19 protein-coding genes and 1 tRNA gene are annotated in these 24,956 nt (G+C 61.5%); 17 read left to right on the top strand and 3 right to left on the bottom strand.

The window, feature by feature from the left end; genetic code table 11:
* Positions 1-355: 355 nt before the first annotated feature.
* The 6 genes from VGM51_12795 to VGM51_12770 all read left to right on the top strand — a co-directional run bounded on the left by VGM51_12795 (position 356) and on the right by VGM51_12770 (position 9,260).
* On the top strand, positions 356-529 hold the full coding sequence (locus VGM51_12795; protein ID HEY3413912.1) for a hypothetical protein: 174 nt from the start codon (positions 356-358) through the stop codon (positions 527-529).
* Positions 530-811: 282 nt separating this feature from the next.
* Positions 812-1,864 (top strand): selenide, water dikinase SelD, encoded by a 1,053-nt coding sequence (selD, locus tag VGM51_12790; protein HEY3413911.1) that lies wholly within the window; start codon positions 812-814, stop codon positions 1,862-1,864.
* 38 nt (positions 1,865-1,902) lie between these two features.
* Complete coding sequence (locus VGM51_12785; GenBank protein HEY3413910.1) at positions 1,903-4,197, top strand: extracellular solute-binding protein; 2,295 nt, start codon at positions 1,903-1,905, stop codon at positions 4,195-4,197.
* A complete protein-coding gene (locus VGM51_12780; protein HEY3413909.1) occupies positions 4,194-5,030 on the top strand; it encodes a carbohydrate ABC transporter permease in 837 nt (278 codons plus the stop codon). The genes VGM51_12785 and VGM51_12780 overlap by 4 nt, the downstream gene beginning before the upstream one ends.
* Before the next feature lie 58 nt (positions 5,031-5,088).
* Positions 5,089-6,381, top strand: coding sequence for a M28 family metallopeptidase (locus tag VGM51_12775; GenBank protein HEY3413908.1), 1,293 nt, complete (start codon positions 5,089-5,091; stop codon positions 6,379-6,381).
* Between the two features lie 296 nt (positions 6,382-6,677).
* Entirely contained in the window at positions 6,678-9,260 is a 2,583-nt protein-coding gene (locus tag VGM51_12770; protein HEY3413907.1) for a tail fiber domain-containing protein, read from the top strand.
* A gap of 69 nt (positions 9,261-9,329) precedes the next feature.
* Here VGM51_12770 and VGM51_12765 read toward each other — a convergent pair whose 3' ends face one another.
* Complete coding sequence (locus VGM51_12765; protein ID HEY3413906.1) at positions 9,330-10,454, bottom strand: PilT/PilU family type 4a pilus ATPase; 1,125 nt, start codon at positions 10,452-10,454, stop codon at positions 9,330-9,332.
* A 19-nt stretch (positions 10,455-10,473) separates the two neighbouring features.
* Positions 10,474-11,646 (bottom strand): type IV pilus twitching motility protein PilT, encoded by a 1,173-nt coding sequence (locus VGM51_12760; GenBank protein ID HEY3413905.1) that lies wholly within the window; start codon positions 11,644-11,646, stop codon positions 10,474-10,476.
* Between the two features lie 223 nt (positions 11,647-11,869).
* Between VGM51_12760 and VGM51_12755 the strand changes: the two genes are divergently transcribed.
* Positions 11,870-12,583, top strand: coding sequence for an XDD4 family exosortase-dependent surface protein (locus VGM51_12755; GenBank protein ID HEY3413904.1), 714 nt, complete (start codon positions 11,870-11,872; stop codon positions 12,581-12,583).
* A gap of 82 nt (positions 12,584-12,665) precedes the next feature.
* On the opposite strand, the gene VGM51_12750 is transcribed toward VGM51_12755, so the two are convergent.
* Positions 12,666-13,316, bottom strand: a complete 651-nt coding sequence (locus VGM51_12750; GenBank protein ID HEY3413903.1) for a DUF5612 domain-containing protein — start codon at positions 13,314-13,316, stop codon at positions 12,666-12,668.
* A gap of 123 nt (positions 13,317-13,439) precedes the next feature.
* Here VGM51_12750 and fmt point away from each other — a divergent pair, with 123 nt between their 5' ends.
* From fmt to dbpB, 10 genes are all read left to right on the top strand, one after another.
* Positions 13,440-14,384, top strand: coding sequence for a methionyl-tRNA formyltransferase (gene fmt, locus VGM51_12745; protein HEY3413902.1), 945 nt, complete (start codon positions 13,440-13,442; stop codon positions 14,382-14,384).
* A gap of 23 nt (positions 14,385-14,407) precedes the next feature.
* Positions 14,408-15,565, top strand: a complete 1,158-nt coding sequence (locus VGM51_12740; GenBank protein ID HEY3413901.1) for a Gfo/Idh/MocA family oxidoreductase — start codon at positions 14,408-14,410, stop codon at positions 15,563-15,565.
* 119 nt (positions 15,566-15,684) lie between these two features.
* Positions 15,685-15,760: transfer RNA gene (locus VGM51_12735), tRNA-Ala, on the top strand.
* 88 nt (positions 15,761-15,848) lie between these two features.
* Positions 15,849-16,853, top strand: coding sequence for a tyrosine-type recombinase/integrase (locus VGM51_12730; protein HEY3413900.1), 1,005 nt, complete (start codon positions 15,849-15,851; stop codon positions 16,851-16,853).
* Positions 16,854-17,134: 281 nt separating this feature from the next.
* A complete protein-coding gene (locus VGM51_12725; GenBank protein HEY3413899.1) occupies positions 17,135-18,430 on the top strand; it encodes a type IV secretion system DNA-binding domain-containing protein in 1,296 nt (431 codons plus the stop codon).
* Positions 18,402-19,256 (top strand): replication-relaxation family protein, encoded by an 855-nt coding sequence (locus VGM51_12720; GenBank protein HEY3413898.1) that lies wholly within the window; start codon positions 18,402-18,404, stop codon positions 19,254-19,256. Before VGM51_12725 ends, VGM51_12720 begins: the two co-directional genes overlap by 29 nt.
* Before the next feature lie 29 nt (positions 19,257-19,285).
* On the top strand, positions 19,286-19,549 hold the full coding sequence (locus VGM51_12715; protein HEY3413897.1) for a hypothetical protein: 264 nt from the start codon (positions 19,286-19,288) through the stop codon (positions 19,547-19,549).
* Positions 19,550-19,683: 134 nt separating this feature from the next.
* Positions 19,684-20,847, top strand: a complete 1,164-nt coding sequence (locus VGM51_12710; protein HEY3413896.1) for an IS256 family transposase — start codon at positions 19,684-19,686, stop codon at positions 20,845-20,847.
* A 1,586-nt stretch (positions 20,848-22,433) separates the two neighbouring features.
* Complete coding sequence (dpdA, locus tag VGM51_12705; GenBank protein HEY3413895.1) at positions 22,434-23,687, top strand: tRNA-guanine transglycosylase DpdA; 1,254 nt, start codon at positions 22,434-22,436, stop codon at positions 23,685-23,687.
* Complete coding sequence (gene dbpB, locus VGM51_12700; protein HEY3413894.1) at positions 23,677-24,801, top strand: DGQHR domain-containing protein DpdB; 1,125 nt, start codon at positions 23,677-23,679, stop codon at positions 24,799-24,801. The genes dpdA and dbpB overlap by 11 nt, the downstream gene beginning before the upstream one ends.
* Positions 24,802-24,956: the final 155 nt, after the last annotated feature.

Here is a 24,956-nt window from a genome sequence, read left to right as displayed (position 1 = left end):
TGTCGGCGAGGACGCCGACACTACCGTGGGGGATGTTGCCGGCGTCGGACTTTGGGCTCACCCCTGACTTTCAATGGACGAGTCGTTCCATATATACCGCCCACGAGCGCTCCCGCATTGGCGTTTGGATGGCGCTGTGTACTTCGTCACCTGGAATCTTACCAGCGGTCAGCCGGTGATGTCGAACGCAGAACGGCAGATAGTTGCCGCATCGATCTCCTCGCTCGACGGAGCCCGGTATGAGCTACATGCGTACGTCGTCATGGACGATCACGTACATGTGGTGATCTGCCCTTCGGCTGAGTGGTCCCTTCAATGAATAGTCCATGACTGGAAATCATATACCGCGCACCTGTTGGCTAAGGCCGGCCGCCAGCCGCCGATCTGGCAGAAGGACTATTACGACAGGATAGTTCGCGACGAGGCCGAATACCGGGAGAAGACGGCCTACGTCGCCGGCAATCCAAAGAGGCGATGGCCCGATATTGTGGGGTACCCGTGGGTGTACCCGAACTGCCCGGTTGGATAGCGTCCAAGTCCCGTTTACGCGGGATTATCAGCGTGCCGGTATTCACGGTAGTGTCGGCGTCCCCGCCGACACGGTCGGAAATTGTTTGTCGGCGAGGACGCCGACGTTACCTTGGTGTTGCATTTCGTTTGTCGGCGAGGACGCCGACAAACCAGAACCGATGTCGGCGAGGACGCCGACGTTACCGTGGCGTTGCATTTCGTTTGTCGGCGAGGACGCCGACACTACCGTGGGCGATGTCGGCGGGGACGCCGACACTACCGGTGCCTTATTGGAGGTGCTATGTCCAACAACGATCCCTTTCGATTGACCAGTCTGGCGCCGTGTGGTGGCTGCGCGAGCAAGATCGGCCTGGCCGATCTGCGTAAACTACTTCACGGCCTGCCTGAGAACGTAGACCCCAATCTGCTGGTTGGCACAAATACCGCGGATGACGCCGGGGTGTACCGCATCGCGCCCGACCTGGCGCTCGTCAACACGGTCGATTTCTTCACGCCGATCCTCGACGATCCGTACGATTTCGGTCAGGTGGCGGCGGCCAATGCGCTGAGCGATGTGTACGCGATGGGTGGCACGCCACGAACCGCTCTCAACATCCTCTGCTGCCAGCCGGCGAACGTCGATCCAACCATCATCACGGAGATCATCCGGGGTGGGGCGGATAAGGCCGCGGAGGCCGGCGTTGCGGTGGTCGGCGGGCATTCCGTGAAAGATGACGAGATCAAATTCGGCCTCGCCATCACGGGAACGATCCACCCGGACAGGATCGTTCGCAACGTCGGAGCGCAGCCGGGCGATCGCCTGGTCCTCACCAAGCCCCTTGGCGCGGGCGTTATCACGACGGCACTTCGAGGCGGCCTGGCGCCAGCGGATGTGGTGCGGACCGTGACAGACGGTATGGCGACTCTGAATCGAGCCGCGTCCGAAGCCATGATGGAAGTTGGAGTGAACGCGGCCACCGACGTCACGGGGTTTGGCCTTCTCGGCCACCTGTGGGAAATGGCGTCCGGTTCGGGCGTCTCGGCGATCGTTTACACGTACAACGTGCCGTACTACACCGGATTCACCTCGCTAGCGGAGACCTCAGGCTTCCCGGGCGGGGCGTACGCGACTCGCGAATTCCTCGCGGGCCACCTCTCCATCGATGACGGCGTGACCGAAACGACGGTCATGTCTCTCTGCGACCCGCAGACGTCCGGCGGTCTGCTGATGGCTGTATCGCCGGAACGCCACGAGGCCCTGCTCTCCGCGCTCGTGGAGCGTGGACGACCGTGCGCCACCGTGGGTGAGATCGCTGCCGCATCGGGTGGTCCTTCAATCACGATAGCCGGTTGAGTTTGACGGTCGGGCCGGCGCGGGGTTACCGTACAAGCGTGAGAAATCCCTTTTGTGCGTTAGTTCTGGCCCTGTTGTTGGGCGCGATCCCCGCGCGCGCAGCCGAGGACGTGGTGTTCTGGTTCGGCGCAAGCCACGACGAGAAAATCGCGATCGACGCGATGGTCGCCCGGTTCAATGCATCCCACCCTACCATCAGAGTGCGCGGGATGCTGATGCCGATGCAGCAGATTCAACAGAAGATGCTGCTGAGCGTTGCGGGAGGCGTTCCCCCGGATGTCGTGCGGTTCTACACGGACCTGGGCGGAGAACTGATGGCCCGCGAGGGCCTGGAGCGCATCGACCGGCTCGCTGCGCGCGACGGCGTGGATTTGCGCGCGTTCTACCCTGTATCCGTCGCCCAGAACACATATAACGGGAAGCTGTACGGCTTGCCCTGGGTGCTGTCCCCCCAGGCCCTCCTGTATAACAAGCGGATGTTTCGCGAGGCAGGCCTGGATCCGAACCGGCCGCCCCGGACGTGGGATGAGCTGCGCCAGTATTCCCTCCGCCTGACGAAGAAGGACAGCGCCGGACGGCTGACTCAACTGGGCTACGCGGAGGTGAGCAATTTCCGCGAATACCTGTGGGAGAGCGGCGGGGACCTGCTCTCGCGAGACGCCCGGCACCCCGCTTTCCAGTCCCCGGTTGGCGTCCGGACCCTCGCCTACTGGGTGGAAACGATGGACACGATGTGCGGGAACTACGATGCGCTGAATGCGTTCGGCGCGCAGTTCTCGGGCGCCGCTTCCGACTCGTTCGGCATGCAGAAGGTCGCGATGCGCCTGGACAGCCCGTTTCGCATCCCGGACCTGAAGCGGTACTTCCCTAACCTCGACTATGGCGTAACCTCCGTCCCGACGAGCCGCGATCACGTGATTGAGGTTGTGGGCAACTCCCTCGTGATTCCGAGGGGCAGCCGGCACAGAGAGGCCGCGTGGGAGTTCATCAAGTACGCCTCCGCGAAGGAACAGCTTCTGGCCGTTTGCGCCCAAAGCGGGCGCCTTCCCGCCCGTATCTCGGCCGCGACAGACCCGTCTTACACGAACGATCCGCTGCTGGGGCCTTTCGTGCGCGAACTGCCGTACGGCAGGAGCATCCCGGTCGTCCCGGGTTACATGGAGATGCAGGACGCGATTGACCGGCAGATTGAGCTGGCGTTCAAGCACAAAAAGACGCCGGAACAGGCGCTTAATGCGGCGGCCCATGACTGCGAACGCATCCTCTCTCGCAGCAATGAGGACATGTCCGCCTTCCCGGCCATTCGGTGGACGAGGGTCCTGGGATTCCTTGGCATGGTGTTGGCCCTGATGATCGGCGGCGTTACGGCGGGCGTGGGCAGGGCCACGCGGCATTCCAAACGGGACAGGCGGGAAGCGCTGGAATTCTACGGTTTCCTGGCTCCGTGGCTCATCGGCTTTCTGCTCCTGACGTTCGGCGCCGTGTCCGCGTCGCTGGCCCTGAGCTTCAGCAAGTGGGATGTGCTTACCCCGGGCCGTTGGGTTGGCATTCGCAACTACACGGACCTGTTCACTAACGACCCGAGATTTCTCAAAGCCCTCGCCAACACGGCCGTCTACTCGGTGATGGCCGTGCCGATGGCGGTCGTGGCCGGACTCGCGACGGCGATGCTGCTGAACCTGAAACTGCCCGGCATCCGCGTCTTCCGCACGCTGTTCTATCTGCCCGTGGTGGTATCGGGTGTCGCCACCGCGCTCCTGTGGAAGGAGTTGTTCAATCCGACGACCGGCCTTCTGAACAAGTTTCTCATGCTTCCGATCCGACCGGCGCTATCGAACGGCCTTCACTGGCTGCCGCTCGTCACAGACCCACCGGGCTGGCTCTCCGATCCGGTCTGGTCCAAGCCCGCTCTCGTCATCATGTCGATCTGGGGCGTCGGCGGCGCAATGCTCATCTACCTGGCGGGCCTGCAGGGGATTCCGGTTCAGCTGTACGAGGCGGCCGAACTGGACGGCGCCCGCGGGTGGCGCCGCTTCCGGCACATTACGCTGCCGCTGCTGACGCCCGTGATCTTCTATCAGTTGGTGATGGGTATTATCGGCAGCTTCCAGGTCTTCACCCAGGCCTACGTAATGACCGCGGGGACCGGCGCACCGGAAGACAGCCTGCTTTTCTACGTTCTCTACCTGTTCAATAATGCGTTCCAGTGGCTGAAGATCGGATACGCCAGCGCGATGGCGTGGGTGCTCTTTGTGATAGTGCTTGTCATCACGCTCATCAATTTCGTCGGGGCGAAGCGCTGGGTTTATTACGAAGGAGGGACATCGAAATGAAGAAGGTCCGTTTCGATGACTCCGCGCCCCGGTGGTATTACGCGCTGCTCCTCGCGGGGACGCTGGCCCTGGCGTTTCCGTTCGCGTGGATGCTGAGCACGTCGTTCAAGCTGGCGGAAACGGTCGCGGAGCCGGGGATTCACCTGTGGCCGAACCCCGTGACCGTGAAGGGGTACGTGGACGCGTATGCGGGGGCGCCGTGGCCCTCGTATCTCGGCAACACGCTTGTCATCACAGTTCTCAGCGTCATCGGTCTGGTACTGACCTCCTCTATGGCGGCGTTTGCATTCGCCCGGCTGCGCGCCCCGCGGAAGGAAGCGCTGTTCATACTCGTTCTCGCCACGCTGATGCTGCCCGGCCAGGTGACCATGATACCGGCGTTCATCATTTTCCGCAGCCTGGGCTGGTACGATACGCTTCTGCCGCTGATCGTGCCCGCCTTCTTCGGCAGCGCCACATTCATCTTCCTGATTCGCCAGTTCTTTCTGACCCTGCCCAACGACCTGGAGGACGCGGCACGCATCGACGGATGCGGCACGTGGACCATCTACTGGCGCATCATGCTGCCGCTGGCGACTCCCGTCCTCGTAACGGTGTCGCTGTTCGCCTTCGTAGGGGCGTGGAACGACTTCATGGGACCGCTCATCTATCTGAACAGCCTGGACAAACGAACCCTCGCGTTGGGCCTCGTGAGTTTCCAGAACGCATGGGGAACGGATATCACGCAGGTGATGGCGGCGAGTACGGTCATCACGCTGCCGGTGCTGATCGTCTTTTTCGCGTTCCAACGGTACTTTATCGAGGGCGTTGTGACCACCGGCCTGAAGGGGTAGGGGGCGGTGAGTGACGGGTGGCGGGTGTCGGGTAGACAAACCGGTGTAGGGAGGCGAAGTGGAACGGATTTCAGAGGGCCATCTCGAACGACATTTGCGGCGCCTGACGTGTGACATCGGCGTCCGCCTTGCGGGGACTGCTGAGGAAACGGCGGCTTGCGAGTATGTGGCGGACGAGTTCCGGGCCACCGGCGCGGATGTGGCGGTGGAGACGTTTCCGGTCAACGTGCGGCGCGTACAGTCGCAGCGCTTGGAGGTGTGCATCGCCGGGTCGTGGCACGAGTTTGCGTGTTCGCTGTTCAGCAGCACTCCCGGGACGCAGGGTATGCCGGTTGAAGCGCCCATTGTGTTCTTCGAAGCCCCTACCGACTATCAGCGGTCTGACCTCTCACACCTGCGGGGCAAGGCGGTCGTCCATTTGGGTACGCATATCGAGTCGCGAGAGCACTACCGGCACCTGATGGACGTGGAGCCTGCGTTCCTGCTCATCGTTGACATCCGCTACCCGGGAACCACGCCGCTTGCCGACGGTATGTTCCCCGCCTACACGCAGGCGTTGGGCGCCCGGCCGTCTGTCAACGTTGCTTTTATGGATGCGTGGCGGTGGAAGGTCGAGGGCGCCACATCCGCCCGCTTGATCGTTGACGGAGGCATGGAACCCGGAGCCTCCAGCAACGTCATCGCGACGCTCCCCGGCGCCGACGATGACGGCGACATCCTGTACCTGAGCGCGCACCACGATACCCAGGCGGATTCACCAGGGGCCGACGACAATGCGTCCGGCGTGAGCGGTCTGCTTGAGCTTGCCCGTGTGCTTGCGCCGCTGCCCCGCCAACGAACGGTTCGGCTCATCAGTTTCGGAGCGGAGGAGCAGTTGTCTGTTGGCAGCGCATGTTACGTGCGAAGCCACCGCGGCGAGATCGCCAGGCGAGGGCGGCTCATGTTCAACCTGGACAGCTACTCGTCGTGGTTGGGGTGGACCGAGATCGTGTGCAACGGGCCTGGCGAATTGGAATCGTACCTGAAGCCGTTCTTCGGCGAAGAGGGCATCTACCCACGCTTCAATCACGGGATCGTGCCGTACGCCGATCATTTTCCGTTCGTCGCCGCAGGAATTCCCGGATTGTACCTGGGAAGGCACAACTGCACGGGCGGGCGCTTCTTTAACCATCGCCCCGACGACGACATGAGCCGGGTCTCGCTCCCGGTGATGGCGTCGCATGTCTCTTCAACGGCGCGGGTCATGGCCGATGCAATGCAGCGGGAAACGCTCCCGTTCGAACCGCGCATACCGGAGGGTCTGCGCGATCGCGTTGAGCTGTACTGGAGCGACCTCTTCGGGGGTTGGTAGCACACGGTAGTGGGCTGCGGCCAGTGGACGATAAACCTGCCCTGCCGGCCCCAAACGCACCATCACGCAGGGCTGCGGCCATCGCCCCGTCCGCCTCTTTTTTTTGGCCCTTCTCCTCACGAAAACACAGAACCGCCTGTGCGATTAACAACCAGCCGTGATAGTATTGTATTGTCATCGGTTATGGGAGCCGGCAGCTCATCAGCGTCGGCCCTGATACGCAGCCCTAAGCGACTTTTGTGCGAACGGAGCATCATCTGCCGTTTGAGGCGCTGCACTCTTACTAGGAGAATATAATGCGCCACGGATCCATTCGCGTTCTGGCGGTTGTCTCCGCCATCCTCGGTTATGCCGTTGCCGCTTCCGCCGACCCCCCTCGCGCCATTCCGTTCCAGGCAGTACTGAAAACCGCTGTCGGCGTACCTGTCACCAACGCCTCTCAGCCGATCACTGTCGCCCTTTACGCGGTCGCCACGGGCGGTACCGCGGTCTATTCGGAAGCGAAGACCGTCTCCGTAACGGGCGGCCTGCTTGCCACCACCATCGGCGACGGCGATCCCGTCGCTTTCGCTGCGATCCCATTCAACGTGCCATATTACGTAGGCGTCAAGGTTGGAACGGATCCCGAAATGACGCCACGCGTGCAGTTATCAGCCGTGCCGTACGCCAACTATGCCGCGAGTGTGGCTCCGGGCGCCCTCAACGGGGCTTCCTGGACCCTTAGCGGCAATTCCGGCACTGATCCCGCAACCCAGTTCATCGGCACCATTGACAACCAGCCGCTCGTCTTGAAATCCAATGGCTTCCAGGCGATGCGGCTTACGTACGCCGAGAACGCAACCGGCCAATATCGCGGCGCAAACGTCCTCGGCGGGTCCCAGGTCAACTCCATCGCGAACGTGGTTGGAGCTACGATTTCCGGCGGAGGCATGGACAGCGTCGCAGGCACCGACCTCCCGAACAGCGTCACGGGCGAGTTCGGCACGGTGGGCGGAGGCTACGGTAACACCAGCGGACAGGCCGCCTTTGTGGGTGGCGGGCTTGGCAACACCGCGAGCGGAGTTGGCTCCGCGATCTCGGGCGGCAGCGCCAACACGGCGAGCAACTTCTATACCGCCGTAGGCGGAGGACAGTCCAACCAGGCGCCGCAGCAGTACACAACGGTGGCGGGCGGTCGCGGCAACAAGGCGCAGGGCGACTTTTCAACTATCGGCGGCGGCCGCGACAACACCACCGGCACATATGAATCCGTGGTGAGCGGCGGACGGGCGAACCAGGCGACCGGAGGCAATGCCGCGGTTGGCGGCGGTTACGCGAACATCGCAAGCGGCTCCAGCGCCGTTATCCCCGGCGGCGATTTCAACGCGGCAACCGGCGCCTTCTCATTCGCAGCAGGGCTCCGTGCAAAGTCCAACCACGATGGCACGTTCGTCTGGGGCGATAACACCGCCGCGGACTTCACCTCCACCGGCGTCAACCAGTTCCTCATCCGAGCGGGAGGCGGCGTTGGGATCAACACGAACGCCCCCCTTTCGATGCTGGATGTCCTCGGCGATTCCCGGATCAGTGGCGCCGGTAACGGCCTGATCTTCCCGGACGGCACGAAGCAGACGACCGCGGCGGCGGGCGGCGGTTCCGGGTGGAGCCTCACCGGCAACGCGGGCACGAACCCGGGCAGCAATTTCATCGGCACCACGGACAATCAGCCTTTCACGGCGCGCGTCAATAACAGCCGGTCCCTCTTTATGCAGTACGTGCAGGTCCCGGACAGCACCTATCAGATTACCTCTGTCAATATCGCGAACGGGTACGGCCTTAACGCAATCACCCCCGGCGTCGCGGGCGCCACCATCGCCGGCGGGGGGATCCGGTACACAAATACCGTCAACAGCTCCTACGTGGACAATGTCAACACCATCACCGACCACTACGGAACGATCGGTGGAGGTTCGGGCAACACGGTAGGAAACGGCAACGCCGACCTCAATGACGCGCGCGGCAGCACCATCGCGGGCGGGGTGGGGAATCAGGCCACAAAGCGGTTTACTACAGTGGGCGGTGGGACCGCCAACTTCGCCACCGGCGATTACGACACCGTGGCGGGCGGCTGGAACAGCCAGGCCACCGGTGGCGCGGGCTTCATCGGAGGAGGTTGGAACCACAGGATGAGCGGGCAATGGGCCGTCATCGGAGGCGGGTATACCAACAGCGCAAGCGGCGCCGAGTCCACGGTGCCGGGCGGGGCCAACAATACCGCGGCCGGCATTTACTCCTTTGCCGCCGGCAACCACGCCAAGGCGAACCACGACGGCGCCTTCGTATGGGGAGACAGCGGGTTCGCCGACTTCGCTTCGACCAACGTCAACCAGTTCCTCATCCGCGCTTCCGGCGGAGTGGGTATCGGCACGAACGCTCCCGGGTACCCGCTGGATGTGCAGGGCGATATCAATGCCAGAGGGAATGTGCGCGCCAACGGAGTCGTCCTGTCATCCGATTCCCGTTACAAGACGAACGTGCGGACCCTCGACAACGCCCTCGGGGCCGTGTTGAATCTCCGCGGCGTTTCGTTCGACTGGAATCGCGCAAAGTGGCCGGAACACGGCTTCGCGGACGGGCCGCAGGTGGGTTTCATCGCTCAGGAGGTTGAGAAAGTGCTTCCGGAACTCGTGAGCGCGGATGCCCAGGGCTACAAATCGGTGGCGTATGCCAACATCGTTCCGATCACCGTGGAGGCCATCAAGGCACAGCAAAGGGAGATCCAGGAGAAGGACGCGCGCATCGCCGTCCTCGAGGCGAAGGCGGCGCGAGTGGATGAACTGGAAGCGCGTCTGACGCGTCTCGAGCAACTCCTGAACGCGAAGCCGGGTCCCAGCCGCTAGCCGGCGAGCGCAACGACGGCAAAACGGAGTCACAGAGGGCCGCCCGTCTCACCGGGCGGCCCCCGTCACCTACGTTATCGACATCGCCGTGAATCCGCGGATCTGCATGCGGAGATCCGCCGGGCTGTCCGCGTTGGCGATGGCGGTTTCCTTCGTGATCAGGCCGGCATCCTGGAGATCGAACAGTGACATGTCGAACGTCTGCATGCCCTCCTCCTGGTTGACGCGCATCGTTGACTTCAACGCGTCGATCTCGCCCTTCTTGATCTGGTCCCGGACGCGCTGCGTGGCGGTCAGGACTTCCACCGCGGCGATCCGGCCATTCCCGTCGGCGCGGTTCACGAGGCGCTGCGAGACGATGGCTCGAAGCGTCAAGGAGAGCTGCATCAATGTCTGTTGATGGTGGTCCTGCGGGAAGAAGTTAATGATGCGCTCCATCGTCTGGTTGGCGTTGGTGCTGTGCAGCGTGCCGAGGACGAGGTGTCCGGTTTCGGCGAAGGCGATTGCCTGTTCCATAATCGCCGCATCCCGGATTTCGCCGACCAGAATGACGTCCGGCGCCTGGCGCAGCGCGTCCTTCATCGCGTCTTCCATCGACGGACAATCAACTCCGAGTTCACGCTGGCTGACGATGCTCTTCTTGTCCGGGTGAAGGAACTCGATCGGGTCCTCAATGGTGACGATATGCCCCGGAACCGTGGCGTTGCGGAAGTCGATCATGGCGGCGAGTGTGGTGGATTTGCCGCAGCCCGTGGCGCCGGTCACAAAAACGAGTCCGTTGCGCTGCATGACCATTTCCTTCAAAATGTCAGGCAACTGCAGGTTATCGAGGGAAGGAATCTCGGTCTTGATGCGGCGGGCGACCAGCGCCACGGATCCGCGCTGGCGGTAGACGTTCATGCGGAAGCGGCCCACGCCCTGCACGCTGCGCGCGAGGTTGGCGCCGTGGCGTTCCGCCAAGATCCGCTGGTCCCGGGCGCACATCGCGGGAGTGATGAGCGCTTCGGTGTCCTCCGGGAAAAGAACCTTGTCGTCGAAAGTTGTGTTCACGCCGTTCAGCCGATAGGTTGGCGGTGACCCCGGCTTGAGATAGAGGTCGGACGCGTCCAGTTCCGCCATACGGATAAGCATCTTGTCCAGCGGCAGGTTCGTCTGCGATTCATTCATGTCCATGAGGATGTCAGGTTCGTCCATATCCAGGCTCCCGGGTTTGTCAGTAGTTGATGGGCTTGCCCCAGGTTGGTTGCTTCCCGGGTGTCGCTGATCCGCCGTTTTGCTGCGCCGTACCCGGCCGGGGTGAACCGAACGAGAATGCGTCTTCGTGACCGTCGCCTTCATCCGGCACTTCGAAGGCGTCCGGATCAAATGCCTTGTGAAGGGCGTCTTCCTTCGTGATTGTCCCGCTCATTACCAGGGACTTGAGGCTCTGGTCGAGCGTACACATACCGTCGCGGGTGCTCGTTTCGATGACGCTGTGCATCTGGAAGGTTTTGCCCTCGCGGATGAGGTTTCGTATGGCGGGCGTTGCGACCATGATCTCCATCGCCGCCGCGCGCCCCTTGCCATCGTTCGAGGGCACCAGAATCTGGGAAATGACGCCGCGGATGGCTTCTGCGAACTGCGCACGGATCTGCGCCTGCTGGTCGGTAGGAAAGACGTCGATGACGCGGTCAACCGTCTGGGGCGCGCCCATTGTGTGCAAGGTACCGAACACAAGGTGCCCCGTTTCAGCGGCGGTAATCGCCATGGCGATCGTCTCGAGGTCGCGCATTTCGCCGATGAGAATCACATCGGGGTCTTCGCGGAGTGCGGAGCGTAATGCGTTCGCAAAACTGTCCGTGTGCGGCCCCACCTCCCGCTGGTTGACGATACAGCCCTTGTGTGAGTGCACGAATTCGATCGGGTCCTCGATAGTGAGGATGTGATCTTTGCGTTCCTCGTTGATCATGTCGACCATGGTCGCCAGCGTGGTGGATTTTCCGCTGCCGGTGGGTCCGGTGACGAGGACGAGGCCCTTGTCGCATCTTGACAAGGTGCGGACGATCTCGGGAAGCCCCAGCTCGGCGAACGACCTGATCTTTGTTGGAATCGTGCGGAACACGGCGCCTTCGCCGTTTCGGGTGACAAAAGCGTTGACGCGGAATCGCCCGACGTTGGCCATTTCCACGGCGAAGTCGAGCTCGTGATGCTCCTCGAACCGTGCCTTCTGCTGGTCGGTGAGGACGTCGTAAAGCATCGCTCGTATCGTGTCGCGGGTGAGAATCGGGGCGCCGTCGATTGGTTTGATGTGGCCGTGAATGCGCAGTGAGGGGGGGGCATCGACCGTCAAGTGGAGGTCGGACGCGCCCATTTGCGGGGCCAGGATGAGTAGGTCTGCGATGTCCATGAGAGCCTTTCGCGGTACAGCACGGTTTGCCGGCGGCAAGCCGCCTCATCTTTTATGCCTCGTTCGCGCGTAGGCTTCACACGGATTGATGCCCGAAATGCCGGCAAAGCCCAACGTTTTTGAGCTCGCCCGGTTATTGGCACGTTACGTGCCTGCTCGGTTATTTAACCGCCAATCATGGTGGCAGTGTGCTAACTGGCAGCACAGCTATGGAGGGTGAGGAATGAAACTGGGCTTTGGAACAATTTGTACGGTGATTGGCGTGGCCTTCGCGGCCACTTCGGCTTTGTCCGCGCAAACTGTAACTTACACAGGAAGCGGCACAAATCCCGGAACCGGCAGCGGCCTTGCCGCGCAGGTGACGCTGACCCTGAACGCGGGTGTTTTGGGAATAGACTTGATCAACACGGGCGCCCCGGGCAAGGCGGACAGCGATGCCCTGTGCGCGCTGCTCTTTACGCTGGCTCCGGGGAATACGCTGACCCCGTTAACGGCCAGCCTGCTTCCCGGGTCGGTTTACACCAACCCGCCGGCCTTTTCGATCGGTCAGGAATGGGGCTATAACGCCGGATTCTCCGGTCCTGCCGGTACCAACGCCGGCGTGAGCGCAGCGGGTCTGGGGCTGTTCGGCTCTGGAAATTTCGCGGCCAACGGTCAGCATCTGCAGGGCCTGGACTACGGCCTGATCAATGGGATTGCCGCCAACGCGAACGGTCCCATGCAGGCGGCTGTCCTGGTGAACAACGGTGTTCACCTGGACCTCGCGGCCCCCACTCTGAAACTGAGTGATATCAGCAACGTGCGGTTCCAGTACGGCACCGCCCTCACGGACTCAAACCTTCCCGGAACCCCCCCGGTTCCGGAGCCGGGAACGCTTTCCCTGCTCGCCACGGCGGTCCTGTCCGCGGTACCGTTCCTGCGCAAGCGCGTTCGTTGAGCACGCAATCGACAACCAATGGGGCCCCTGCCGAAACCGGCAGGGGCCCCTCTTTCGTCCGGCTTGTGGGATGCCGCCGGGACTATAGTCTCCGATTTTTCGCGCGGGTGATGTCGAACGTTGCCGTGTCGGCGATCGCCATCACAGCCATGACGCCCGCCTGAACAGGATCGGACACAACGAGGTCTACCGCGTCTACCACGCTGCCCACCATATTGAGAGACACCACGGGGACGCTGTGATCGCGGCGCAGATCGCGAACGGCTTCGGTGATCTCGCCGCCCATGATCGCGCCGGCGAGGACCAGGATACGCGCGCGCGGAAGGCTTCCAACGGCCCGAACGGCTTCGGCCAGTTTGGCCTCGCCGACGAGGGGAATCGTGTCCACGCTGATGCGCTCGCCGCGTATGTTGTGGCGATCTGCCTCCGACACGGCGCCGAGCACAACCTGCGCGACCTGCGCGCCGCCGCCGATGACGATGACGCGCTTCCCGAAGATGGAAGCAATCGAGTCACGCATCGATACCGAGGTGACGCCCTGCACCTCTTCAAGCGACGAGCACAGCGCCTTGTCGTCCATGTCTCCGGACACGTCCATGTGGATCTCGGCGACGGCCGCGGAGGAATGATGGATGGACTCGATGTTGGCGCCGGCGTCGGCGATGCAGCCCGCCAGGTCCCGCAGTAATCCCGGCCGGTCCGTGGCGATAACGGTTATGCCGACAGTGCTCATATTTGCTCTCCTGCCCGCGCGGACTCACGCTTGTTGGGGACGTGAGCGGCGGGCTATGTTATAGTAAGACCGGTCGTCTTCGCGGTCAAGCGACAGCCTGCCGGCAAGGCGCGCCACCCGCGCATGAATCGCCCGATCACCAATATGCGAATCCTCTTTATGGGCACGGCGCCGTTCGCCGTTCCGAGCCTCGAAAGCCTTCTGGCCGCCGGCCACGAGGTCGTTGGCGTTGTGACCCAGCCGGACAAACCCGTGGGGCGGAAGCGCGAATTGCTGCCGTCGGCGGTGAAATCGGCGGCGCTGGGCCATGGGCTGCCGGTCTATCAGCCGGTCCGCCTTCGCAAGGACAAGGCCCTTCACGAAACGGTACGCGGCCTGGCGCCGGACATCGTGGCCTACGCTGCGTACGGGCAAATCATACCGCAGGCATTCCTCGATATTCCACGGCTGGGCTGCTGGAACGTGCACGGCTCATTGCTGCCCGCCTATCGGGGCGCCGCCCCCATCCAGTGGTCAATCATCAACGGGGACCCGCGGACCGGGGTGTGCGTGATGATCGCGGAGGCCGGACTGGACACAGGGCCTGTGCTGGCAGCCGCGGAAATGGACATTCTGCCGGTCGATAATGCCTTTACGCTGGGCGAACGCATGGCCGCCGTCGGGGCGCGATTGCTGGTGGACACGATTGCGGGGTGGGAACGCGGCGAAGTCGCACCGAAGCCGCAGGATCCCCGTCTGGCCACCCTCGCGCCGGCGATCGAGAAGGAAGACGCCCGGATCGATTGGCTGCGCCCTGCGACGGCGCTGGATTGCTTTGTGCGCGGGATGAACCCGAAACCGGGCGCATGGACCCTGTGGCGGGGGGGGGAATTCAAAGTATGGGCCGCGGCGTCCGCGTCTGAGGCGCCCGGCGCGCCCGGCGCCGTGGGCATCGCGGGCAAGCGGGTGCTCGTTGGGACCGGCGGCGGCGCCCTCGAACTTCTCACGGTGCAGCCTTCGGGCAAGAGGCCGATGCCCGCATTGGATTGGGCGCGGGGCTTTCGCTCCGCCGAAGCATTTGGAGTCTGACACGATACACAGGGAGGGAAGCGATGCGAAAACTCAGAGTGGGCATGGTGGGTGGGGGTGGACCGGCGAATTTCTTCGGGGCGCCGCACCGTACAGCCATACTGATGGACAACACGGCGGAATTGACCGCTGGAGCACTCCGCTCGGACGCGGCAGGGTCGATGAAATCGGCGGAGGACCTGCACTTCACTCGCGGCTATCCGGATTACGTCACGATGATCCGCGAGGAGGCTGCGCTTCCGGGTGATGTCCGGATGGACTACGTGACCATCGTTACGCCGAACGATTCCCACTACCCGATTGCCAGGGCCGCACTGGAAGCCGGTTTCCCCGTGCTGTGCGAAAAGCCGCTCACCCTGACGCTGGCTGAGTCGCTGGACCTCGTCCACATCTCCCGCGAGCGCGACCTCCCGTTCGGCGTGGCGTATTCGTACACCGGCTTGCCGATGGTGATGCTGGCCCGGGAACTCGTTTTGAGCGGCGCCGCCGGCGAAGTGCGCAAAGTTGAGGCGTGGTACCCTCAAGGCTGGCTGGCCGATCGCGCCGAGGACTCCGGATCGCAACAGGCCTCGTGGCGCGTGGACCCCGCCAAGGCGGGCGCCTCCGGGTGCGGAGGCGATATCGGAACGCACGCCTACGAGTTCGTCCGGTTCGTAACGGGGCGGACCGCCACCGAAGTGCAGGCCCGGTTGAAGACGTTCGTTGAGCATCGGGCTCTGGACGACGATTTCACGGTTCTTGCGCGATTGGACAATGGCGGCATCGCCACGGTCACGGCGTCACAGGTGACCATCGGCGCGCAGAACGACAACGGCTTCCGCGTTATCGGTACAAAGGCTACCGTGGAGTGGACGATGCTGGACCACATGAGCCTTCGCTTCTTCGGTCCGGACGGAACGGTGAAGGTTTACCGGTTGGGCGCGGGGTATTCCGCGTTTCCGGCCAGCATGCAGGCGTATTTACGGCTGCCGGCCGGCCACCCTGAAGGATTCCACGAAGCCCTGGCGAATCTCCACAAGTCGCTTCAGTTGAAGATCCGTCGGCGAAACGGCGAGGACGTTCAGGCTGCTTATCCGCACCCCGATGTGGTGGACGGCGCCGCCGGCATCGCATTTCTGAAGGCGGCCGTGAAGAGCAGCGCTGCCGATGGAGCATGGACTCCGGTAACTCCGACAACCTAGCAGGTATAGGCGATCAGAAGGGGTCGATCGGCTCTGCCACCGGCTCGGAACCCGCAGCGGCGGGTTGCCGCGGCGTTCCTTGACACACGCTCGCGCCATTGATATAATAAGCGTGTTGGGGGCCTGTGGCGCAGTTGGGAGCGCGCCTCAATGGCATTGAGGAGGCCAAGGGTTCGAATCCCTTCAGGTCCACCATACCTTTTGAGCACGGCGGCCACTGTGCTCAAAAGGGGCTACTCCTCGGGCATCCCGCTGCCCTCCGAACTCAGTTCTGGAGGGCAAAATGCAGAAAAGGGAGCCTCAATGCGCAATTCCTCAGACCGACCTAGACGTTCGCTCGCTTGAGCGATCCGTCGAAGGTTGGCTCCTCGACGGCGATATTCGCCAGTTATCGGACCGCTCGCTTGGAAACCGCCGCATGGTGGTGGACAAGCTCGTTTGGTTCCTCAAGGACCGCGCTTACGAACGTTGCGGCGCTGCGGAGATCCGCCAGTTCCTGGCCTACCTCAACCACGGACACGAAGACGAAGGCGGGCGTTGGGGCAATCCCCAGTGCGACAAGCCGGTCGGTCCCAGTACGGTTCAGACATACTACGTTCACGTGCGGACGTTCTTCCGTTGGCTCGTAGACGAAGGGCTTTTGACGGTCTCTCCCGTCGAGGGTATTCGCGTGCCGATCTCGCGCCCCGACCAGATCCAGCCATTTTCCGAAGCCCAAATCAAGGCGCTGCTCGCCGCCGCGCGCAGGTCCAACCATCCGCGCCGCGACGAAGCCATTGTCGCACTGCTTGTTGACACCGGTATCCGCGCCTCGGAGTTGTGTGGGCTCACGTTGGAAATGGTTGACCTCCAGAACGGCCACCTGACCGTCCACGGCAAAGGTGGAAAGAGCCGGCCGATCTACTTCGGCCTGGCCACCAAACGGGCGCTCTATCAGTACCTGCGGGAAGACCCACGCGACGAGGCCGACGCCGTCTTTCTCGGAGACCGCGGCACCAACAGCGGGGAGGGGCTGACTCGCTCGGGGCTGCAGAAGCTCATCGCAAGACTCGGTCGTGTCGCCGGCATCCAGGCCACCCGTTGCTCACCTCACACCTTCCGCCACACCGCCGCCGTCTTCTTTTTGAGAAACGGCGGAAACGGCTTCGCCCTGCAGAAGATGCTGGGGCACACCACCTTGAAGATGACCAACCACTACGTCGCGCTTGCGGATGCCGACGTTGAGCGGCAACACCGGCAATACAGTCCGATGGATGGCATCAAGAAGAACATATCGAAGAGCCGCTAGGCCCCGGATAACTCCCCGGATAGGGTTATCCGGGGTGCTACCAGCGCTTTCCGCGCTCAGAGCGAGGCGAAACGCTTGGAGGCTCAAACCTGATGATGTCGGTAGAGCACATATCAATTCTACTTACCTCCATCCTGGTGGTTGCCCTCCTGCTTGGCGCCCTCGAAGTCCTGGCCCGATTCATCTATGGGGAACTGCCCAAATCCGGATCTATCCGGTTGGGGAGAACAATCCCGGTGCTGCCCAAGGGTCCGCCGCCGACTGGACCACAATACGTATCGTTGACCGGCGAGGCACGGCTCAAACACGTCTACCTCATGGGTGCTACTGGCAGCGGCAAGACGAACTGCCTGCTCCGGCTACTGGAAGGAGACATCGCTGCCGGCCACAGTTTCTGCGTCATCGACTTGCGAGGCGACCTCGTCGACCGAGTGCTGCGGCGCCTGGCGGCGGTTGGGCCAGAGAAAGTACGCGGACGACTGGCGATGCTGGACCTCCGGGATGAGCGTGTCGTCCTGCCGTTCAACCCGCTCGCCGGGCCGGGTGATCCGTACGGTCGGGCCCTGCACGTCCTCTCGGTGATCAAGGCACAGGCCGATAGCTGGGGCGTCCAGTTGGATGAGACGTTGCGCAACGCCCTCATGGTTTTGGCGGAGACCGGGTGGACCCTGCTTGAACTGGAGCCATTGCTGTCCAACGATGCATTTCGTGAACACGTTCTCGCCGGCGTTTCAGATACGTATGTGCGCGGATTCTTCGAGCGGTACAACGCGCTGTCCCCTGAGAAGCAAATGGCATGGCGCCTTCCCGTGCTCAACAAGGTCACCCCACTGCTGTGCCTGCCGCAGCTTCGGCGGCTGTTCGGCGCACGTGAGGCCTTCGATCTGGGTGGTTTCTTCAACGGCGAGCCGGGGGCCATGCTCCTCGTTTCGTTGGCGGTGGACCGCCTCCACGAGGCCGCCCACCTGGCCGGAGGACTCATCGTCTCAGCCTTGCAAGCGGCGATGATGGCTCGGGTTGACCAGTCGGAAGGAGATCGGCGTCCCGTTTACCTTTACATCGACGAGTTCGAAACCATGGCCAGCGACAGGTTTGAAGCGATCGTCGCGGAGGGCCGGCGCTTTGGCCTCGGCCTCACACTCTCGCACCAGAACCTCTCGCAACTGCCAGCCAGTCTGCGGCAAGCCGTTCGCAACAATGTCGGAACACAACTGCTGTTCCAGACCGGCGCCGTCGATGCCAGCGAATTGGCCCGCGAAATTGTCGCCGATGCCGACCGCGAGAGCCTGCGCACGGCGCTCATGACGCAGCGCGTGGGTGAGGCGTTCGTGGTGCGCCGGGGTCGTCAAAGCTGTCGCATCCGAGTTCCGCGCTCGCCCGATCCACCAGTGAGCAGCGAATCCATCAAGGAAATTGGCCGTATCGCCGGCGAGAGTCTCGACCAGAAGAGTTCCGAGGTGGAAGCTGAGCTGGCCCGCCGATCCGCCTTCATCGCCGGATTGGCGGCCAGTCCGACCCGCGGCCGAACGGCCGCGTACGAGGTTCGTGATGCCCGAAGACCACGCTTTGCCGCGTAGCCGTTTCTGGCGCCAAGCACGGGCGGGACTTGTCCTCACGGAGCGCGACGAAACGCTGCTGGCGGATCTCTTCGTCCACCGCGCCATGCGGCGTGACCAGATCCAGGAGCTGTACTTCGGCTCGCTCACCCGCTGCAGCACGCGGTTGCGCCTCCTGTTCGATCACGGGTACCTGCGTCGGTCCTATCCACCGGGAGCGGCGTACGTCGGGCAGGCCATCTATAGCATTGCCGCGGCAGCCGTGCCGATCGTAGCGCGTCGCTTGCAGTGGGAGGAAGGCTCAGTACGTGAGCTAACGCGCAAGAGCCCGACGCCGACCTTCTGGGAGCACACCCTAGGTATTGTCGACTTCTACTTGGCCGCCCGCCGATCTGTGGCCGCACAGTCCCAAGTGCGAATTGGCCGTTGGCTGCCGGAGGTCCTATGCCGGCACGAGTACGATGTCCGGGTCGGCGGCGGCGCGTGGCGGCGCGAAGTGTTCAAGCCGGATGCCTACATCTCGTTGCAGCGGGAAGCCAACGGACAGTCATTCCCGTTCTTCCTGGAGATCGATCTTGGCCATACAAGCGCGCGGCAGTTCGGGAGCAAGGCGACAGGCTACGAACGGTACCTCGACGGCGGATTGTTCCTCGAGTTATACGGAGCGGCGTCGTTCAGGGTGCTGATCGTGACGACCGGGGAGGGCAGGCTTCGCCACCTGCTCCAGGTTGTCAAGGGCAGCGGCGTCCCGTTTCTTGCCACAACGCTCTCTGCCGTGGCGGCAGACGGTCCGCTCGCCCATGTGTGGATGACGGTTGGTGAACAACCTTCTGCCCTACTCCCGTGAGGCCGAAGCGGACACCCAGGACCAACGCGATGCCAATCAGGACAGTTGAGAGATCAGAGGTGGAGTATTACACGGGTCTGGACCGCTCCGGCACGCCGGACATGCGGAACATCGCCGGGTCCAGATTGTTCAAGGTATGCGTTGCCGCAATGCCAACCCATCCCGAAAACCTCAGCCCATCTGTTTCGATGATTCCATCCAGGTACCATCCTTACGAGCCGCCAGCACTGCCATACCGATCGTTCAAGGCACTTCCAATATCGCAGACATTGATGTCGGTGTTTATCGAGTAGGCTTGCTGCAAACAAACCAAGAAGTAGTGCAACAGTGTTTCTGTAAATTGGGATTGCGGTCTGCCTGCTAGCACGGGGTGGCAGGCCCGGGTGTTACCTTTCGGTTGATGAAACCAGAGAAAGGAGAGACACCCGTGGCCTACCGAGAAGATTCTAGCCTGCCAGAGGGGTTTCTGGAACAGATTTGTGAACAAGGATTGGACGGCATCGGTGACGCGATCCGTGTGGTTGTGAACGCGGCGATGCAGGCCGAGCGCGAGCGGCATATGAACGCGGGTTTGTACGAGCGTCACGCAGGGCGTGTAGGCCATGCGAATGGCTACAAGCCGAAGACGGTTCAGACCCGCGTGGGGGAAGTGACTTTCGCGATACCGCAAGTGCGGGAAGGCGGTTTCTACCCGCAGGCTCTGGAGAAAGGGCTTCGCTCGGAGCGCGCTTTGAAGCTTGCGCTGGCGGAGATGTACGTTCAGGGTGTTTCCACGCGTAAGGTGGCCAGGATCACCGAGGAGTTGTGCGGGGTCGAGGTTACCAGCACCCAGGTAAGCCGCGCTGCGGCGGAGCTGGATTCCACGCTGTCCGCGTGGCGGAGCCGTCCACTGGGAACGTGTGTGTACCTGTTTCTGGACGCCCGTTATGAGAAAGTGCGCAGAAACGGCAGCGTACAGGACGCCGCGGTTCTGGTGGCGGTGGGCGTGGATGTCGAGGGACACCGGCAGGTACTGGGTGTTTCGGTATCCCTGAGTGAGCACGAAGTGCATTGGCGGGATTTCCTGCTGTCCTTGGCGGAACGTGGGCTCTGTGGTGTGCAGCTGGTGATCAGCGACGATCACGCGGGCCTGAAGGTGGCCAGAACGGCCGTGTTGGGCGGCTTGCCGTGGCAGAGATGCCAATTCCACCTGCAAAAGAACGCTCAGGCGTATGTGCCTAAGCAGGAGATGAAGACAGAGGTGGCAAGCGATATCCGCCTGGTCTTCAACGCCGGAAATCGGCAGGAAGCCGACCTGCGGCTGAAAACTACGGTGGCGAAGTACCAGAAGGCGGCGCCGAAGCTTGCGGCCTGGCTGGAGGAAAATCTGCCGGAGGGGCTCACGGTGTTCGATTTCCCGGAAGGCCACCGCAAGATCCTCAGGACCACCAATGGCCTGGAAAGGCTGAACCAGGAGATACGCCGGCGCACACGCGTGGCACGGCTCTTCCCGAACGAGGAGTCTCTGCTCCGCCTGGTCAGTGCCACCCTGATGGAGATCTCCGACGACTGGGAAACCGACAAACGCTACGTCAACTTCAACTCACACTAATAGGAAATCCGGAAATACACCCACCCAATTTACAGAAACAACGTTGCTTTATCAACCAAGACAAGCGTCCGGTGAACATCGACACCCATCGATGTTCTGTACGGTTGGGTCTGAGAAACACGTGCAACTCGATGTGGTTGGGCGGCCGTTCTCACCGCACTGAACCTCGACGAATTCACTGATTCCAGTGCGCACCGCCGCGATGCTCGCGTGAGCCCACATCGGAAGAAATGCCTGAAAGTCGCTCGCGAACGCGTTGGACTCGCTGGATTCTACATAATAGGTGTGGTGACCGTTTATATACCGTCAAGTCGCCAACAGTGTAGTAAGCATGCTTCAAGAGACCCTAGCAAAGAGACTGAAAGTTTTGCGTGACTCGAAACTCTGGACCCAAATGGACTTATCTGTTAAGTCCGGAGTTCCGCTACCGACGATCAAAGACATCGAAAGAGGCTCAACGCAGCGACCTCGAAACGGGACGCTTCGAGCTCTGGGCAGTGCCCTCGGAGTTGATCCGTCATATGTGCTGAATGGGCGAACTATCGATTCAGACGACCGAGGGTATTAGTATGAAATAAGTATGGTTAACGTATGGTTTACATCCGTGCCGATGTACTAGTATGAAGCTGTGAACATCAATCTTGTAGCCAGTTGCACCAGTTCAAAGCGTTTGAGCACCGATAGTCTGGAGTTTCATCGGCTTCGTCGTGGTGACAGCCTGGCAGTCGCAGCCGAATGGCTGGAGCGATGTCGATCCGGGGACGTGCGAGCGACGCCGAGCGCTTTATACGCGGGTGGCGCGTGGAATCTCAGCATCAAGTCCAGAGAACTGGCCGCGGAATTTGGCGAGGTCCGTTTCTCGGTCATTTCCGCAGGATTCGGACTGGTATCATCAGAAGAGGCCCTGCCTGGCTATTCAGCCACCTTCGCCCCTGGATTGGACCGCGTGGGCAATCGTCTCACAGATTCTGGTACAATGGGCGAGCGGCATCGGAGATGGTGGAAAGCGATTAACGCGACTCGGTCCGGAGAAGCCGCCCCATTGTCGAGACTCCAAAGCGCCGACCTCTGTCTCATAGTTTGCGGTAGCGACTACATCGGAGCGATTCGGGATGATATATCTGAGTTGGCAGGAATGTGTGGCCCGCAACAATTGGTGGTGGTCTCGGTTGGCATACGACCATCAACAGTAGAGGGGCCCTTGAGGGCTTGCCTTCTTCCAGTACCCATTACCTATGAGCGAGTTGATCCCGGACCACGCGCGACGATTAACCAACGCGTTGCGCTATGGGTTATCCGGACAATCAAGCAGAAGGGGAGATGGCAGCGTGACGAACTGGAGACAGCCCTACGGGATAGCCTGTCCACCCAGCCATCCGAGAGTCCGCGGCTCATGCGGAGAAAACCGATACCCGAGGAAATCGAGTCGTTTATCAAGGAGCGGTTGATGGTAGACCCTGGTGCTTCCGCTTCTCGCCTCCTCCGCGAATTTCGCGATTCCGGCTTGCAGTGCGAGCAATCCCGTTTCACTGAGCAGGTAAACCGTGTACGACCGACAATCACTGAAGGCGTGGTAATGTGACAAAATGAAGTTCTTCTTCGCCGACAGCCTTGACTACATTGATCCGGGGTTCGATTTTGAGCGTGAGGAACACAGCCCGGACCGCCAGGTCCAACGGCACGATGTTTACGCGCACGAGTATTTCACCCCGCCGCCTTACGATGGCATTCTAGTGTCTCGGGCAACGGTGGGTGATCATCGATGGCAGGGAAAGTACTCGACGGCGCAGAGTATGCGGTTTCGGCGGGAAGGCGCCCGCGCGTTCTTGCGTTACGACTTGGACAAATGCAACGGCGCCATCATGGGTGACTGCGGAGCATTTTCATATGTGAACGAACTGGAACCGATTTACACTGTCCCGGACATGATCGAGTACTACGTCGAGTGCGGTTTCACGCACGCCGTGTCGATTGATCACGTCATCCTCCACTATGATGAAAGCTTGGATGGCCCCGCCCTGTTCGAAGACCTCGTACCTGGCGAATGGAGGCGCCGTTATGACCTTACCCTTAGGCTCGCACGCGAATTTCACGCTGCATGTCAGGTTCAGCAGGTCCCATTCCAACCAATAGGGGTCGCGCAAGGCTGGAGCCCCAAATCGTATGCGCTTGCAGTCTCAAGGCTTGTTGACATCGGCTTCGATTACGTCGCGATTGGCGGTCTTGTACCTCTCAGGGTGAACCAGATTCACCATGTGCTGGAGGCCGTACGGGAGGTAGAGCCGAGTGTTCGCTTGCATCTATTTGGATTTACGAAGGCCAACGACATACAGCACTTCACTCAGTACAACATTGAAAGCTTGGACAGCACGTCTCCGTTGCTCCGCGCCTTTAAGGACCATACGAGGAACTACCTCGCTCCTAACGACTGGTACACCGCTATCCGAATACCTCACGCTGACGAAAGTCGACTATTTAAGGGACAGATTCTCGAGGGGCGCAAACAGTCGCGTCGTCTCCGTGACCTTGAGGAAGCCTCCCTACGCGGTCTGCGAAGCTATGCTGCACGAACTCTCTCTATCGAGAAGACACTCGAACCTCTTGTGGAATATGGTCAGGAGTTCAACTCGCGGGTGCATATAGATGCATATCGGCATACATTGGAGGACCGACCTTGGGAGAAGTGTCCTTGTCGCGTGTGTAGTGAATGCGGAGTCGAGGTGATTATATTCCGCGGCTCAAACCGCAACCGCCGGCGCGGATTCCATAATCTTTGGGAGTTCCATCGGCAACTCCAACATTTACGAAACAGTCAGAAGGAACCAATCAATGCGGTTTGACGCCCTGCGAATATCACAACCATCCGGACGCGAAGTGTATGCATTCGCGGCGACGGCCGAGGAGATCCTGCGCGTTGCGGATATCTCGCGCGTGGGACGAGGCACCACCGAAGAATTGATTGGCTACCAGCGACCGGAAGTCGTGACGCACATTGCAGAAATTAGAAAGTACCTTGACGATGTGAACGCCGTGCTGCCCAATACGATCATCGTCGCCCTTGATGGGCGCGAGGCCTTCACACCCGAACACGTGAATGGCAGCGTCTCACGTGGAGGTATTCTCGATATTCCGGAAACGGGGGACGGGCAAGTGCCCTGTGGATTCGTTGTCGACGGTCAGCAACGACTGGCGGCCATAGCGAGTTGCGCACACGGCGATTTCCCTGTCTTCGTGACTGCTTTCCATTCCCCAGATGTGGCGGACCAACGAAAGCAATTTGTGCTCGTAAACCGTACCAAGCCTCTGCCATCAGGACTCATCTACGAACTGCTTCCTGAAGTCGATGGACACCTTCCCTCTGCCTTAGCAAAACAGCACATTGCGGCCACTCTGACAGCTCGACTGAACCGTGATCCGTCCTCGCCGCTGTACCAGCGAATCAAGACGCCAACGTGTGCCGTAGGCATCATCAAAGACAACTCTGTCCGCCGAATGGTCTTCAACAGCCTGAGCGACGGTGCGTTGTTTGCGCTTCAAGACAATCACCTGCCGAGAGACGCCACGATGGACTGCATGGTTGAACTGGTGTCTGTGTTTTGGGAAGGCGTGCGTTTGGCCTTCCCTGAGGCGTGGGACCTGCCGCCTAAGAGCAGTCGCCTCACCCACGGGGTCGGAATCGTCGCCCTCGGCTATGTGATGGATCACCTACACGCCAAGCGCCGCCTCGACACCGCATGGAATCCTCCGTTTGTCGCCCAGGCGCTGGACGGCTTGAGACCTCACTGTGCGTGGACTTCCGGACGATGGCGGTTCGCTGCCGGAGAAGAACGTCTGTGGAATGAACTTCAGAACACTGATCGGGACGTCAGGATACTGACCCACCATTTCCGGCGTCAATTGGAGGGCAACCACAACGATTGGCAGATTCCGGATCCAGCGCTGGCGGAAGAGTAACGGTGGATCGCGAGTAGTGCCCATTGCATCCTGGCGCGTGGTTCTCGGTCAATACTCTGTAAGCATCCGCGCGGAGAAAGGTCGCAAGCCTGCATATGTCGGCCATGTTATCCGGCAGTAAGCATAAGGCCGACATCGATGGTGTCGGTCGTGGC

The sequence above is a fragment of the Armatimonadota bacterium genome, assembly GCA_036504095.1.
GTDB lineage: Bacteria > Armatimonadota > DTGP01 > JAKQQT01 > JAKQQT01 > DASXUL01.
Note: the sequence above shows the minus strand (reverse complement) of the source record. Positions and strands in the feature narration are given on the sequence as shown.

What these genes read in the sequence shown, in the direction of transcription:
- VGM51_12740 (HEY3413901.1), top strand. Translation starts at nt 14,408, where the DNA reads ATGCGAAAACTCAGAGTGGGCATGGTGGGTGGGGGTGGACCGGCGAAT.
- VGM51_12730 (HEY3413900.1), top strand. Translation starts at nt 15,849, where the DNA reads ATGCAGAAAAGGGAGCCTCAATGCGCAATTCCTCAGACCGACCTAGAC.
- VGM51_12770 (HEY3413907.1), top strand. Translation starts at nt 6,678, where the DNA reads ATGCGCCACGGATCCATTCGCGTTCTGGCGGTTGTCTCCGCCATCCTC.
- dpdA (HEY3413895.1), top strand. Translation starts at nt 22,434, where the DNA reads ATGAAGTTCTTCTTCGCCGACAGCCTTGACTACATTGATCCGGGGTTC.
- VGM51_12765 (HEY3413906.1), bottom strand. Translation starts at nt 10,454, where the DNA reads ATGGACGAACCTGACATCCTCATGGACATGAATGAATCGCAGACGAAC.
- VGM51_12715 (HEY3413897.1), top strand. Translation starts at nt 19,286, where the DNA reads ATGCCAATCAGGACAGTTGAGAGATCAGAGGTGGAGTATTACACGGGT.
- VGM51_12720 (HEY3413898.1), top strand. Translation starts at nt 18,402, where the DNA reads ATGCCCGAAGACCACGCTTTGCCGCGTAGCCGTTTCTGGCGCCAAGCA.
- VGM51_12780 (HEY3413909.1), top strand. Translation starts at nt 4,194, where the DNA reads ATGAAGAAGGTCCGTTTCGATGACTCCGCGCCCCGGTGGTATTACGCG.
- fmt (HEY3413902.1), top strand. Translation starts at nt 13,440, where the DNA reads ATGAATCGCCCGATCACCAATATGCGAATCCTCTTTATGGGCACGGCG.
- VGM51_12760 (HEY3413905.1), bottom strand. Translation starts at nt 11,646, where the DNA reads ATGGACATCGCAGACCTACTCATCCTGGCCCCGCAAATGGGCGCGTCC.
- dbpB (HEY3413894.1), top strand. Translation starts at nt 23,677, where the DNA reads ATGCGGTTTGACGCCCTGCGAATATCACAACCATCCGGACGCGAAGTG.
- VGM51_12750 (HEY3413903.1), bottom strand. Translation starts at nt 13,316, where the DNA reads ATGAGCACTGTCGGCATAACCGTTATCGCCACGGACCGGCCGGGATTA.
- selD (HEY3413911.1), top strand. Translation starts at nt 812, where the DNA reads ATGTCCAACAACGATCCCTTTCGATTGACCAGTCTGGCGCCGTGTGGT.
- VGM51_12755 (HEY3413904.1), top strand. Translation starts at nt 11,870, where the DNA reads ATGAAACTGGGCTTTGGAACAATTTGTACGGTGATTGGCGTGGCCTTC.